The sequence below is a fragment of the Aporhodopirellula rubra genome (assembly GCF_014192335.1).
Classification (GTDB): domain Bacteria; phylum Planctomycetota; class Planctomycetia; order Pirellulales; family Pirellulaceae; genus Rhodopirellula; species Rhodopirellula rubra.
Window position 1 is genome coordinate 180149 of record NZ_JACHXU010000009.1, and the last position, 13360, is coordinate 193508.

Consider the following 13360-nt stretch of genomic DNA (forward strand, 5'->3'; position numbering starts at 1 on the left):
GTTCGACAACCATGACCCAAATCCTGGCCGCCCGTGCGGGTGAAATCACTCCTGAAATGGAATTCGTTGCCCAGCGTGAGTCGCTCACGCCGGAATTGATCCGTGACGAAGTCGCGGCCGGCCGGATGGTCATCCCTGCTAACAAGGTCCATGCCGCCGGTGCACTCGAACCGATGGCGATCGGCATTGCAGCAAAGTGCAAGATCAACGCCAATATCGGCAACAGTGCCGTCACCAGCAACGTCGGGGAAGAACTCGACAAACTGCACACCGCTGTTCACTTCGGTGCCGACACCGTGATGGATTTGTCGACCGGTAAAGACATCGACAACATCCGTCGTCAAATCATCGACAAGAGCCCCGTGCCGATCGGAACCGTGCCGATCTATCAAATGCTCGAAGAACTCGGTGGAAACATCGAAGACATGACGGCCCAGCACTTCCTCGACATGGTCGAGCATCAGGCCAAACAGGGCGTCGACTACATGACGATTCACGTCGGTGTCAAACTGGAACACTTGCACCTGACCGTCAACCGCGTCACCGGCATCGTCAGCCGCGGTGGATCGCTGATCGCCAAATGGATGATGGCGCACAACAAACAGAACCCACTCCTCGAAGCGTTCGATGACCTCTGCGACATCATGCGTGAGTACGACGTGACGTGGTCACTCGGCGACGGCCTGCGACCCGGCAGTATCGCGGATGCCTCGGACGCGGCACAGTTTGCGGAACTCGATGTCCTCGGCGATTGCACACGTCGCGGTTGGGAAAAAGGAACACAGGTTATGGTCGAAGGGCCAGGCCACATTCCTTTGGACCAAATCCAAATGAACATCGAACGACAAATCGAAGTTTGCGACGGTGCCCCGTTCTACGTGCTCGGCCCTCTCGTGACCGACATCGCGCCCGGGTACGACCACATCACCAGTTGCATCGGTGCCGCCAACGCGGGCATGCACGGTGCCGCGATGCTGTGCTACGTCACTCCGAAGGAACACCTCGGGTTGCCTAACGAAGAAGACGTCAAGCAAGGCTGCATCGCCTACAAGATTGCCGCACACACCGCCGACGTCGCGCGCAAACGCGTCGGTGCTCAAGACCGCGATGACGCTCTTTCACGAGCACGATTCGCGTTCGACTGGAAAGAACAATTCCGCTTGGCACTCGATCCCGAAACCGCCCAGCGATATCACGACGAGACCCTGCCTCAGGACACGTTCAAGAGCGCTCATTTCTGCAGTATGTGTGGGCCTAAATACTGCTCGATGAAGATCACCGAGGACATCCGGCAAATGGCGAAAGACAAACAACTCGTCGAACTGCCGACGCCTTAATCTTTCCCCTGCGACGATAACGCGAAATACACATCGAGCGATTGCAAATCTGCAATCGCTCTTTGCGTTTTATCTGCCTGCCAATCCCACGCATTATCGCGATCTGGATTGCTCGGCTCCGATGTCGGCGCCACCTGCGACACGTTGAGCGAATTGATGACACGAAGGGCGTCGACCGCAGTGACATGACCGTCGCCGTTGGTGTCGTAGAAGACGTTAACATCACTCTGCCGCACCCCCAATTCCGTGTCCGAACTGGTCGCGAGACGATTGATAATCATCAACGCGTCAAGTGCTGTGACATAGCCGTCATCGTTAACATCGTGAACCGAACTCGTGTTCTGCCACGCTGGCACCGCGGACACATCCAGCACGAAGATTTTTTCGATGTCCGAATCTTCAGGACCGCTGCGCAGGAACACGACCGCCTCGTCATCGTCGATCGTCACGTGCTGATCGGATTTCAGTCGCAGTCGTCCATTGACGACTTCAAAACGGTCGTCTGACAGCATGAGAGAATCAGCGAGTCCCGTGACTCCCCCGAGACTCGCCCCCGCAACCATCGGGTTAACATCGACTCGCTGCGCACCGTCGTAACGCTGAAACGCCGTGTCTGAAATTGCCCCGTCAAACGTGTCAGTGCCGGTGACGACGACGTTTTTGACATGGCGTCCGTCGGAGACGACACTGGTCGTTCCATAAACCCATGTCTCACCAGGATCCAGTTGGTGATTTACATTGGTGTCCCCTTGGTTTAACGTCGCCGTGGCCCGTCCCGTCGAAAGCACCGTCAATCGATCACCCATCGCCGCAAACAAGAATCGACCGCTCGCGTCGATGGTCATCTCCGACGCCAAACCACTGGTATTGATTGTCCCGGTCTGACTGTACGTCGCCGCCCCAAAGACGGACACGGTTCCGGACTCGGACGTCGTGTAGACAAACCGACCGTCCGGCGAAAACGTGATTTCCTGAGCGAACGAACCAGGTGGATTCGGAAGCACAAAGAGTCCCGCAACCGACATGTCCGACGCATTCCGAGTGACGATGCGGATCCCTTCGGGAAGCGTTTCACCTGCCCTCACTTTCGAGGAAACTGCAGTGGCATAGGCGATTAACTGGCCGTCAGGGCTCAACGCAAGACTCTGTCCATTGCTGCCGCTCAAATCGACGTTCTCTTCGCTCTGCCAAACCACACGGGCGGGCGTGGAACTGATATCAATTTGGTACAACGAAGCAGGCGTCGAATTGGCATCGGCGTAGTACAAACGGGTGCGATCTGGACTGATCTTGATCTCGCCACCCGATACCGACACAGGCAACGTTTCACCGATCGCCTCACCCGTCACCGGACTGAGTTGCATCAGATTTAAATGACCTAGCACGAACAGTCGCCCGTCCGCACCCACTTCAACATCGCGAGGTATTTGAGCGATGCTGATGCCGGGCAACGACTCAAAGGTTTCGACATCAATCACGCCGATATTCTGCGTCTGTGAATTGGCAACATACAAACGGCTGCCGTCCGGCGACAAAGCCATCCCGGATGGTCCACGGCCCGTCTCCACTGAGGCCTCGATCGATAGAGTGAGCGTATTGATCACAACCACGCGATCTTGATTCGTCACGCTCACAAACATGTAGGGCAACGTCGGATGGGCAACCATCTCCTGCACCGAAAAACCTGCAAACTCAGCCATTACCGAACCGCGAGGACTCAGCCCCGTTTCGGTCGTCGGCGGCAATGAAACGGAAACCACTGAAGACGACGGTTCAGATGGCACATCCACACGGACACTCACGTCCGTCACGGGCACGTTTCCAGCGTTCGTTACCTCATATGTCCATTGTACAGAGGTGCCCGAAAGGAACAAATTCTCATCCCCCAACGTCACACGCTGCCCGCTTCCCGCAACGACGGTTTCCACAACCGCGTTCACGCCGAAGTAGTGGATTTCGGATTCGCTGGTGATAGGCGGCTGCGCCAAAGGTGTCCCCGATCCGGTAACAGCTTGGTTCGTTGCAACGATCTGATGCAGCACCGATCCATCCCCGGCAACCAGCACTTGAGAACGGTATTCCCATGTTTCACCGACAGAGAGAATTCCGTCGTTGTTCGCGTCAGGGCTGATGCGAGTCGGTGACGCATTTTCAAACCCACCGCCGCCGTCTGCCCACTCCGGCGCCGCCAACGGTAGAGTTCCCGTGTTCGCGATAACCATTTGAATTTGATATTCGTCGCCGGCGCGGATCGCCGTTTCCTCCGTCGATCCATCCAACGGATTCCCGGTTAGGTCGAGCAAGTGAAGCTCAACGCTCGCTTGCGCACCAACTCCAACGTAAAGTGCTTCCTGCGTATCGGCTACCACTCCTCCCGCCGGATCCGTTGCGGTTACCGACGCGCCGCGGAGGAACAACCCGAGATCGCCCTCATCGTCATAAGTAAAGACCCACGTTTCATCGAGATCCAATTCGCCGTTGTTATTCGTGTCGCCTCCCGACAATGTCGCAGTAACGTCGTCGGATGGATCTTCGGTCCCCGCGTCATCTACGACCATCACCCCTGACAAAGGCGAGTTCCCCGCACTGCGAACCTCGTAGGTCCACACCATCGGTTGGTTGACGTCGATTTCAACAGCAACGCTATCAGAGAGAGATTGCTGATTGAGAAGTACCGTCAAACTGACCGCTGCTTCCACACCAAAGTAAACGCTCGAAGAAGACGCTGAAATGGAAAGACTCGGTGTGGGCGGCTCGCTGACATCGACATAGGAGTCGGCATCAAACAGCCATTCCCGGCGATGCTCGCCAGCGTGGGCAACTTCGCTGTGTTCAAAGACCCACGTTTCATCGGCATCAAAAATCCCATCCGCGTCGGAGTCTCCACTGACATATGAATCCATCACGTCCACCAACGTTTCGCTCGAGTCGGCGTCGCCCCAGGTTAACTCAAGGTTCGTCAATCCACGTGCACCCACGTTCGCGATTGATTGTTGCCAAACCAACACCTCATCAAGCTGGACCTGATATAAACCGGTCGAGTCCGTCGTTCGGCCGATGAGTTGTGTCGACATTTCCACAGCGACAAACCGGCCGAAGTAATGACTATCGACTGATTCAATTACCAGTTCACCTCTCGCATCAACGGCCCTGACTTCCGTCGTCGTTTGCACCAATCCGTCTTTGACCAAACCGTCTGCTCGGAAGTGCCACGTTTCCCCGGGATCCATCACACCATTGGCATCCACGTCGCCAATGTTCAACGGAGCGGATCGACCGGTCGAATAGACTCGCAATTCATCGTCAAACGCGGCGATCAAATCCTGACCACTCGTATCGACGATCAGTTCTCTCGCTTCCCCCTGGACACTCATGCTTCCTGAGTCGGCGAAGGTTGTGGTGTCCCAGGTGTTAATGATTCCCGATCTACTGACGGTATAGGCCACCGCGTCATCGGAACTGAACGACACTTCGCGAGGGAACATGCCGGTTTCGAAAAAGCCAATCGGCTGCATCGTATCGGTTTGGAATTTGGCAATTCGGTAACCGCCCTGACCGTTGCCTGCCGCATAAGAAACGAAGCTTCCGTCATGACTGATCGCGAGGTCCTGTCCATTACTGCCAATGGCTGTCCCTGGCGTGCTTTGCCATAGAACGGCAGGCGTCGGCGCCGAAATGGAATACTGCGACAACGAGGCAACGCCCGTTCCGATACGAGCGACGTACAACCGATCACGTTGCGGATTAATCGCCAATTCCCCGTTTTCAAACCCTGTTTCGATTGGCGTAGCGACTTCATTCCCGAGCACGCGATCAATGGTTTGCAACTGAGAGTTTGTCAGAACGTACAGTCTGTCATGGTGGCCGACTTTAACATCGATTGGCTGGCCGGTGATTGTGATCGTTTTTTGATTTCCGCTTTCGAGATCGATCTCCACGACCGATCCGTTTTTGTCTCCGACGTCATAGCTCGTCACATACAATCGCTGTGCATCGGGTGACAAACCCAATCCATGCGGCTGTGAGTTGATCTGAATTGTCTCAATGATCTCTAACGATGAGGTATCGAGAACGAGAACCTCGTCTTCGTCCGCGGACGTCATGTAGACGCGTGGCCGGATCGGGTCGACCACCATCTTCGAAATTTTTTGATCGTCAAAAGTCGCTAACAACTCTCCCGTGGCAGCGACGCTCACGCTTTCGTCGACAACATGTTCAGGAACAACATCATCGGCCGGCTGAAACGGCGCCCCTCCGTCATTACGGAGAGTCAATTCGACGATCGGTCGATCGCCTGTATTGGTCACCGCAAAGTCCCATTGCTCATAAGTACCAGGAGCAACAGAGGGACCCGGTGAGTTTTCCGTACCACGGCCATCGATTGTGATATCGATATCAATTCCCGCCGCCATCACCACTCGGCTTTCGAGTGATTCTATACGCGGCGAACGTTTGGTGGACGCCAATCCGACATCGCGACGGATTTCGGAACGGGAGTGACGACGAGGACGACGATGCTCTGAACGTGGGGACATGTTCATTCGACAATGGAGACGCGCGGATAAATCTGTATCCGAGCATAATCACCACCTCACCAAAGGCCTTCCCGATCCCTCATCATTCAGGGGGTGGACCACCCTCTGTTCCGATTATTCCGATCATACGGATTACGACAGCTCGCCTAGTCCGGAGGATTTTGCGGCAGACCGAGCTCACGTCGGTCTGAAGGCATCAACATCGGAAGTTAGCCGTTCGCTTGAGCCACGCTAGGCCGCCAAATCATCTGAGAATTGATCGTCGGAAAAACGTTTTGTCGCCGGAATCGCGCCCGCAATGCGTTCGCGTTGCGTTTCACGGTTAGAACGAGAACCATCGAGCATTTGCTGCAAACGCTCCAGCGTCATCGCCATTTGATTCCATTCCCCAACGACCTCCATCGTCGACATCTCATTCGCGTCATCCCGATCAAACCCTCTTTCATTGACCCGCACCACCCCCGATAAAACCGTCATCTTCTGAACCGATTCATCATTTCCGAGGCCATCTGCAGCGGGCGTTACATTCGAATCACAATCATCCTCCTCCGTTGGCAGAATTTGCTGCATCACTTCGTGAACAGCCCACAAAGCCGCCTTGCGAGACGAATCAGCTGCGACGACACGACGAAAAGTACCAGATTGAACGTAAAACTTAGCCATTGAATCATTCCTTGAGAGAGTAAGTTGCCGGGACAACCAAACTATCGGACAGCCCTTGGACACCTTTGGTCACCCACGCATCAAGGATCCAGGTGCTGGAAATTTTCGCGTTCGGGCATCACCACATACCGAACTCCAACCCCGCAGGCACACGAGCATTCGTTACCGCAGAAATCGTCATTCTGAGAAAACCGCCCTTGCGGTAACGTGCACGGCACGACGACTGTGGCGGGCAACCGGGCATGGTAAACTTCTCATCCGGATTCCCGGACGCGATCGCGGTCATCCCCCAATCTCCGATCCTCCTCTTAGACCTATTCAATGCTCACTCATCACGGCGCTTACGACGGTGTCACCGGTTCTTGCCATCAGCTTTCGTGGAACAACGGACGTTCCAGCTTGTTGGTCGATTGCGGCATCTTTCAAGGTAGCGATGCCAAGAAGCATCCCAACCCGGAGATCGAATTCTCCCTGAAAGGGATCAAGAGTCTTTTGTTGACTCACGTGCATATCGATCATGTCGGCCGTTTACCGTATCTGTTGGCCGCCGGATTCGAACAACCAATCTACTGCAGCGAACCGACCGCCAAACTGCTACCGATGGTGATGGAGGACGCGCTCAAAATCGGATTCACTCGGTCGAAACGCTTGATCGCGAAATTCAACCATCAGATTAGAAAGCTGCTTCGGCCGCTGCCCTACCATGTTTGGCAAGAGATTCCCGGTGGCCCCAAGGTACGTTTGCTGCCCGCCGGACACGTCCTCGGCTCGACTATCTTTGAAGTCGAACTTCCCGATGGGAAACGCGTCGTGTTCAGCGGAGACATCGGCGCCGGGACGAACCCGTTACTCAACCCGCCCGTCAGTCCGGAGAAAGCCGACCTGCTCATACTCGAGAGCACCTACGGCGACAAATTGCATCCGCCCAAGATCGATCGACAAGCCGAACTCGAAAAAATCATCCGCCGAACCCTGGAGGATCGCGGGGTCACGATCATTCCCGCATTCTCACTCGGTCGAACGCAAGCGTTGCTTTATGAACTCAACGGAATCTTTGAACGCGTTCAGGAAACCGAACACCACACATTGATGAAGCAAATCGACGTGATCGTTGACTCGCCGTTGGCGTCGCGGTTCACATCGCTCTACAAAGAAATGCAAGACCACTGGGGTGAGGAAGCCCAAACGATCCTGCAAACCGACGATCAACCATTGGTGTTCGAAAACCTAACCACCGTCGGCAGTCACACCGAACACAAGGAAACACTCAACTACGTCGACAAACACGAATTGCCCGCAATCGTCATCGCAGGCAGTGGCATGTGCACCGGTGGACGCGTGATGAATTACCTCAAACGATTTATAGGCGATCCCCGCACCGATATCGTGTTCGCCGGATACCAGGCCGGTGGAACCCCAGGCAATTACATCGCCAGGGGCAGCGATTGGGTACGACTAGACGGCCGAAAATACACCATCAAAGCGGACGTGCACCAACTCACCGGCTACTCGGCTCACGGCGACCAGAGTGACTTGATTCGTTTCGTCGAAGAAACCAAAGAGCCGGTCGGCGAAATCCGGTTGGTTCATGGTGACTATGGGCCGAAGCGAACCCTGACCTCCAAATTGACTGAACGTGGCTATAAAGTGATCTAGCCTCCGCTATTCAGTTGTCCCCTACTCATCTTTTCTTGACCATATCGCGCAATCAGGCCAATGGAATCCACCCAAACAGTCATCATCGGAGCGGGACTCGCTGGTCTCGCCTGCGCCAAACGACTCGCCAATGCCGGACAGCCTTGCGTAATCATTGAAGCAACCGACCGCGTCGGTGGTCGGGTTCGCACCGACCAGGTTGACGGCTTCACTCTCGATCATGGATTCCAAGTTCTCCTAACGAGTTATCCCGCATGCCGTGAACTGCTCGACTACTCTTCGCTAAGACTGTGCCCGTTCGAACCTGGCGCACTGATCCGTCAAGAAGGCCAGTTCCGCCTGCTGAGTGATCCCTGGAGACGTCCGTTCAACACCGTCGCTACGGCATCCAATCCAGTCGGTACATTGGGTGACAAGTTGCGAATTGCCGCACTGCGCCGCGCCAGTAGCAAGGGTACACTCCAAGACGTCTACAACCGGCCCCAAAAGTCCACGGAACAACGATTGCGGGAGGACGGATTCAGCGAGAAGTTCATCAACGAGTTCTTTCGCCCGTTCCTCGGTGGTGTCTTTCTGGACGAAACATTATCGACATCAAGCAGGATGCTCGAATTTGTGTTTCGCATGTTTGCAGCGGGTGAAATTGCAATTCCAGCCGATGGCATGGCAGCGATCCCGCGTCAACTCGCAGACTCACTCCCACGTGGCACGCTTCGCCTGCAATCATCAGTTGTTAGCCTTGAGGAGTTGCCCGCCACCGAAAGTGGACACCACCCCAGAAACCGTGTCGTGATGAGCGACGGCGCGATCGATTGCGAACGAGTTGTCGTGGCCACCCCGAGCGACGCGGCAGCACGATTGTTAAACCGGCCTGAACTAACAACAAAATGGTCAGGAACAACCAATCTCTATTTCGCGGCCAACGATTCACCTGACCCACGACGGCTCTTAATGCTGCGTGGTGACGAGGACGCGCCTGTTCAATCTGCCGTTGTGTTAAGCGATATCGCGAGAACCTATGCCCCCGCCGGAAAGGCACTGATTTCGGTTAGTGTCGACGAAGCAAGTGAGCCATCCCACGGCACCGACGATGCGGAAATCGAAAAACGCGTCCGCGATCACCTTGAAAAATGGTTTGGCCACGAAGTGCGCACTTGGCAGTTAGTGCGCACCTACCGTGTGCCCTACGCGCTTCCGGTGCTGAGCATGGACAACGTTCTTGACGAAGAGCGAATCCTCGCAAAACACACCGACAACTTATCTCCGACGAGCGTATTCATTGCCGGTGATCACTGCGAGACGCCGAGTATCCAGGGGGCGATGAACAGCGGACTGAGGGTCGCCGACCGCATCCTATCGGACCTCAAAACAAAAACCTCTGGCACTTGATGCCCCGCATCGCCGTACGCGAGCGTTAGACTTCTTGAGCCTGCAACATCCAGAGGTGTTTTTCCATCGGCGCAGTAATTCCGATGCACAGGTCTTCGGAAACGGGATCTAAATCGCCAAGCTTCTCGATGGAAGCTCGCAAAGTTTCGATCGTGGATTTGATCGCATCGGCAACCAGTTTGATCGTCTTGGGAACGTCTTGAAAACCGCCCGGATAGACCTCGAGCTCACTTTCGCTGGCGACCGTCTCTGAACGGCCGTCTGCCGACACACCAAGCGTCGCAATGCGTTCGGCGATCTCGTCACTCGCGTCGCGGGTGGTCTCGATAATTTCGTCGAGCTGCAAGTGGATACTTCGGAAATTGGTCCCTACGACGTTCCAGTGGGCCTGCTTCATCAACAACGCCAAATCGACGAGATTGACGAGGTTCTGCTGCAACAACGCGGTAACTTTTTCGTTAGGTTCCGAATTAAGGATATCGCGTTTGAACTGTGACTGTGTTGCGGTAGACATGAAATTTCCTTCAAAAGAGTATCTGTTTTAGTAACCCAACGTCGTCCGCAGAAGCGAACGCCCCAATGGGCAAACGAAATACTCAGCAAACCCCATACCAATCCTGCTGAGAGGGTAGACCGAGTAGATCGACCGCAGCTTTCGCCCCCGCGGACTCAACCTCCGCTATCGCCGAGCAAGACGGTCATCTCCAGCAATCGTGCAGATACCGAGGTGATTGCGATCACGACAATCGGCAGACTGATCCAACCCCATGCCGGCAACCACAAACCCCATCGCTCCCTACCACGAAGCGTCAGAAGCGTGAGATGCCACGTCGAACCGAGCAGCGCTAACAGCGAGATCACGACTGCGACGGACATCACACTCATTGTTTGCAGCCCATGCGGCAGCGGTGCCGTCGCCAACGCTGCCAAAACGATTGCAAAGTAGGCTACGCCCGGTGTCGCAAAGTACGCCATGACGCCGCGCCTTACCCATTGTCCAGTCGACGCACCAACTAAAAAACACAACGCATAGATCGCCAGCAAACTGACTCCCCAGTGACTCAAGTATTCCGCTTCGAAACCCAATACGATCGATACGACCACCCAAACCACCGACAGAACAACCGACACGCTCGCCGGAACCAGCATCCGTGTCCACCAGATCAGTGCAGGTGACAAGCCGCGATCAGCGAAGAAGTACCGTCGCGGCATCCGGTTGTCACCATGAAAAACGCTCACCCCGAGCGTCATCTGTAGCAAAATCAAAACCGGGAAGGTAATAAGTCCATGCATCTCGGAACGCCGATTCATCATCACGATTGCCAACAAAGCGGTGCACATCGTCAGCAACGACAACTGCAGCAACCAACGATTCTGCTGCACGTGTTGCCAAACCAGAGCACGAACGACCGATGGCCTTTCCGCCACTCCCATCTTCAACGCCACCGGACGGACATCGGTCGACCACGAAAAGAACCGCCAAGGTTCATCGCTCGGTCCCACCAGACGTCGTCTTGCCAACCAAAGCACCACACCGATAACGACCAGGTGCGCGAACAGTGGAGCCATGGCAAAGACTGCCTGCTCCCCTACGGAAGTCTGAGGATCGAACAAACGACCGGTGCTGCCTGGATTCATCCAACTTGCGTACAAACTTACACAAACCAACCATGCGATCGCGAAGGGAATGATTGCGATTGCCGAAGCGAGCGAGTTGCGAATCAAGAACGCGGTGAGAAATCCGCACGTGAGAACGACGAGGTTGACATATCCCAATAGACAAAAGCCGACAAAGACCACCCAACCCGCATTCACGTCCTTCGACCGCGATCCCATCTCCAAATCGAGAAAGAAAGAACAGCAAACGAATATCACCCCGGTCCAAACAATCGACGCCAGGACCAGCAGCAATCCCGCGATCATCTTTGAACTAACAACGAACCACCACGGCGTCGGTAATCGGCGCATCCAATCAAACGTACGTTCTTCGTTTTCGGTCCCGACTAAGGTCGGTGCCGCACCGAGCGTGACGAGTCCGGGCAAAAACAAGAGCGTTGCAAAGGAACCATCGAGATCAGTTGAGCTACCTTCCCATATCCATCGAATCAAACAGAGCAATGTGGCCACCGCGAGCGGGCCGATCAACGCCGCGAGCAACAGCGACCGCAGCAATCGTAGATCTTTCCACAACAGATGCCGTAGTGGGCGGATCGATTCGAATGGGCTCGACTTGACGTCAGTCGCGGAGTCATTCATCGAGTTGACTCCAGTTGGTGTTCACGCATGAAGGACACCGCGTGGTCCGGTTTGCGAGGCTTACTCGCACAAACCGCGATAAAGATTTCTTCTAACGACGGCACGACCTCATCAACACTACGAACCCCTCCTTCTTCACCGAAATCGTTTCGCCAGTCATCGGGCAAACCGTTGATCACCCATCTTCGCTGGCGTCCGCTGATTGTCTCACTGAGCACATCACCGCGCGGTGGCCTGCAATACACATGAGCGTCATCCAGTGTCGCGGTGACGATCCGTGTGTGATGCTTGAGGGTGTCCAAGGGCTGGACCAATCGAAGCTTCCCGGCGTGAAGAATGGCGACGACATCCGCAACACGCTCGACCTCGTTGATTTGATGACTGCTCAACAAAACCGTACGCCCCGCAGCCGCGCGATCGACCATCGACTCGAGAAACTGACGGCGCACCATCGGATCGAGCCCACTGGTCGGTTCATCCAAAATCAATAGTTCAGGATCGTGAGCAATCGCGAGTGCCAAGGCGACTTTCGCACGTTGCCCTTTACTCAACGCAGAGAGCTTGGTTCCGACGGGAACCTCAAATTCGTTAATGAGTTCCGAATAACGCCGCGGAAACGCATCATCGTAAAACGCGCTGGTGAACCATCCAATTTCCGACGCAGACATCCATTCATACATCGCCGGCGAATCAGAAACGTACCCAATCCGCCGGCGAATCAATTCCGACTGCGCGACACAATCATGATCAAGCACCCTCGCAACACCGCGATCGGGTCGAAGATAACCCGTCAGAATACGAATCAACGTCGTCTTGCCAGCACCATTTTCGCCGAGCAATGCGAACACTTTCCCCTTTGGCACCGATACATCAATTTGGTCGAGGGCCAACGTGTTGCGAAACCGCTTCGTAACCTCTTTTACATCGATCGCCGTACCGAGGGCACCGCTCTTTTCCGGTGCATCGCTTTGGTACATACCTGCATCCGCATCGATCTCAGCCATCGTTGTTCTCTCCACCTGAAGGAAGAGGCGACGAGTCAGCGTGACCGGTCGCCGGTTGCAAATCGAGTAACGCTCTCTCGAAAATTTCGCGTAGCTGGACAGTCGACATTCCGCCCGAAAACGCATCCGACAACGTCGCTCGGACGTTCGCCGCCACGATTTCGTTGCGGGCATCCAAACACGATTCAATCGCGTCACGACGGACGACCATCCCTCGACCACGCAGCGGCTTCAGAATCTGCTGCGTTTGCAATTCACGGTACGCACGAGCGATCGTGTTGGGATTCAGAGCAATGTCGCGAGAAAGCTGACGCACGCTCGGCAACATCTGCCCGCCCGCGAGCGTCCCATCGGCGATCGCGAATTTGACCTGCCGAACAATCTGTTCGTAGATCGGAATCACGCTGTTGGGGTCGATCGAAAAAAACATGCGTCGCCAATTCCCGTAGACGGTTCGACTCCACCGGGCGCTCGACGACCGTGATCTCGCGAAGACATACATCCATCGCAAAAGCAGCCG

9 protein-coding genes are annotated in these 13360 nt (G+C 55.2%); 3 read left to right on the forward strand and 6 right to left on the reverse strand.

What is annotated here, in order from left to right; translation table 11 throughout:
- Window positions 1-11 precede the first annotated feature (11 nt).
- The gene (gene thiC / locus FHS27_RS14080) at window positions 12-1337 is read left to right on the forward strand and encodes a phosphomethylpyrimidine synthase ThiC (protein WP_184305544.1); all 1326 of its coding nucleotides are present in this window, start codon (window positions 12-14) and stop codon (window positions 1335-1337) included.
- Here the strand turns inward: thiC and FHS27_RS14085 are convergent.
- Together FHS27_RS14085 and FHS27_RS14090 are read right to left on the reverse strand one after the other, a co-directional pair.
- Entirely contained in the window at window positions 1334-5872 is a 4539-nt protein-coding gene (locus FHS27_RS14085; RefSeq protein WP_184305545.1) for a dockerin type I domain-containing protein, read from the reverse strand. The two genes, thiC and FHS27_RS14085, sit on opposite strands and share 4 nt — an antisense overlap.
- Window positions 5873-6103: 231 nt before the next feature.
- Window positions 6104-6535 carry a hypothetical protein gene (locus FHS27_RS14090; protein WP_184305546.1) on the reverse strand — a complete coding sequence of 144 codons (432 nt, stop codon included), beginning with the start codon at window positions 6533-6535 and terminating at the stop codon, window positions 6104-6106.
- 321 nt (window positions 6536-6856) lie between these two features.
- Here FHS27_RS14090 and FHS27_RS14095 point away from each other — a divergent pair, with 321 nt between their 5' ends.
- The gene (locus tag FHS27_RS14095) at window positions 6857-8191 is read left to right on the forward strand and encodes an MBL fold metallo-hydrolase (protein ID WP_184305547.1); all 1335 of its coding nucleotides are present in this window, start codon (window positions 6857-6859) and stop codon (window positions 8189-8191) included.
- Window positions 8192-8251: 60 nt separating this feature from the next.
- On the forward strand, window positions 8252-9580 hold the full coding sequence (locus tag FHS27_RS14100) for an NAD(P)/FAD-dependent oxidoreductase (protein ID WP_184305548.1): 1329 nt from the start codon (window positions 8252-8254) through the stop codon (window positions 9578-9580).
- Window positions 9581-9605: 25 nt separating this feature from the next.
- Here the strand turns inward: FHS27_RS14100 and FHS27_RS14105 are convergent, their stop codons facing one another.
- From FHS27_RS14105 to FHS27_RS14120, 4 genes are all read right to left on the reverse strand, one after another.
- Window positions 9606-10094 (reverse strand): Dps family protein, encoded by a 489-nt coding sequence (locus FHS27_RS14105; protein WP_184305549.1) that lies wholly within the window; start codon window positions 10092-10094, stop codon window positions 9606-9608.
- A 155-nt stretch (window positions 10095-10249) separates the two neighbouring features.
- Window positions 10250-11836, reverse strand: coding sequence for a hypothetical protein (locus FHS27_RS14110; protein ID WP_184305550.1), 1587 nt, complete (start codon window positions 11834-11836; stop codon window positions 10250-10252).
- Window positions 11833-12840 (reverse strand): ABC transporter ATP-binding protein, encoded by a 1008-nt coding sequence (locus tag FHS27_RS14115; protein WP_184305551.1) that lies wholly within the window; start codon window positions 12838-12840, stop codon window positions 11833-11835. Before FHS27_RS14115 ends, FHS27_RS14110 begins: the two co-directional genes overlap by 4 nt.
- Window positions 12833-13270 carry a GntR family transcriptional regulator gene (locus tag FHS27_RS14120; RefSeq protein WP_184305552.1) on the reverse strand — a complete coding sequence of 146 codons (438 nt, stop codon included), beginning with the start codon at window positions 13268-13270 and terminating at the stop codon, window positions 12833-12835. The genes FHS27_RS14115 and FHS27_RS14120 overlap by 8 nt, the downstream gene beginning before the upstream one ends.
- Window positions 13271-13360 lie beyond the last annotated feature (90 nt).

Coding starts and splice junctions, on each gene's coding strand:
- FHS27_RS14120 (WP_184305552.1), bottom strand. CDS start 13,270: ATGTTTTTTTCGATCGACCCCAACAGCGTGATTCCGATCTACGAACAG.
- FHS27_RS14100 (WP_184305548.1), top strand. CDS start 8,252: ATGGAATCCACCCAAACAGTCATCATCGGAGCGGGACTCGCTGGTCTC.
- FHS27_RS14110 (WP_184305550.1), bottom strand. CDS start 11,836: ATGAATGACTCCGCGACTGACGTCAAGTCGAGCCCATTCGAATCGATC.
- thiC (WP_184305544.1), top strand. CDS start 12: ATGACCCAAATCCTGGCCGCCCGTGCGGGTGAAATCACTCCTGAAATG.
- FHS27_RS14095 (WP_184305547.1), top strand. CDS start 6,857: ATGCTCACTCATCACGGCGCTTACGACGGTGTCACCGGTTCTTGCCAT.
- FHS27_RS14105 (WP_184305549.1), bottom strand. CDS start 10,094: ATGTCTACCGCAACACAGTCACAGTTCAAACGCGATATCCTTAATTCG.
- FHS27_RS14085 (WP_184305545.1), bottom strand. CDS start 5,872: ATGTCCCCACGTTCAGAGCATCGTCGTCCTCGTCGTCACTCCCGTTCC.
- FHS27_RS14115 (WP_184305551.1), bottom strand. CDS start 12,840: ATGGCTGAGATCGATGCGGATGCAGGTATGTACCAAAGCGATGCACCG.
- FHS27_RS14090 (WP_184305546.1), bottom strand. CDS start 6,535: ATGGCTAAGTTTTACGTTCAATCTGGTACTTTTCGTCGTGTCGTCGCA.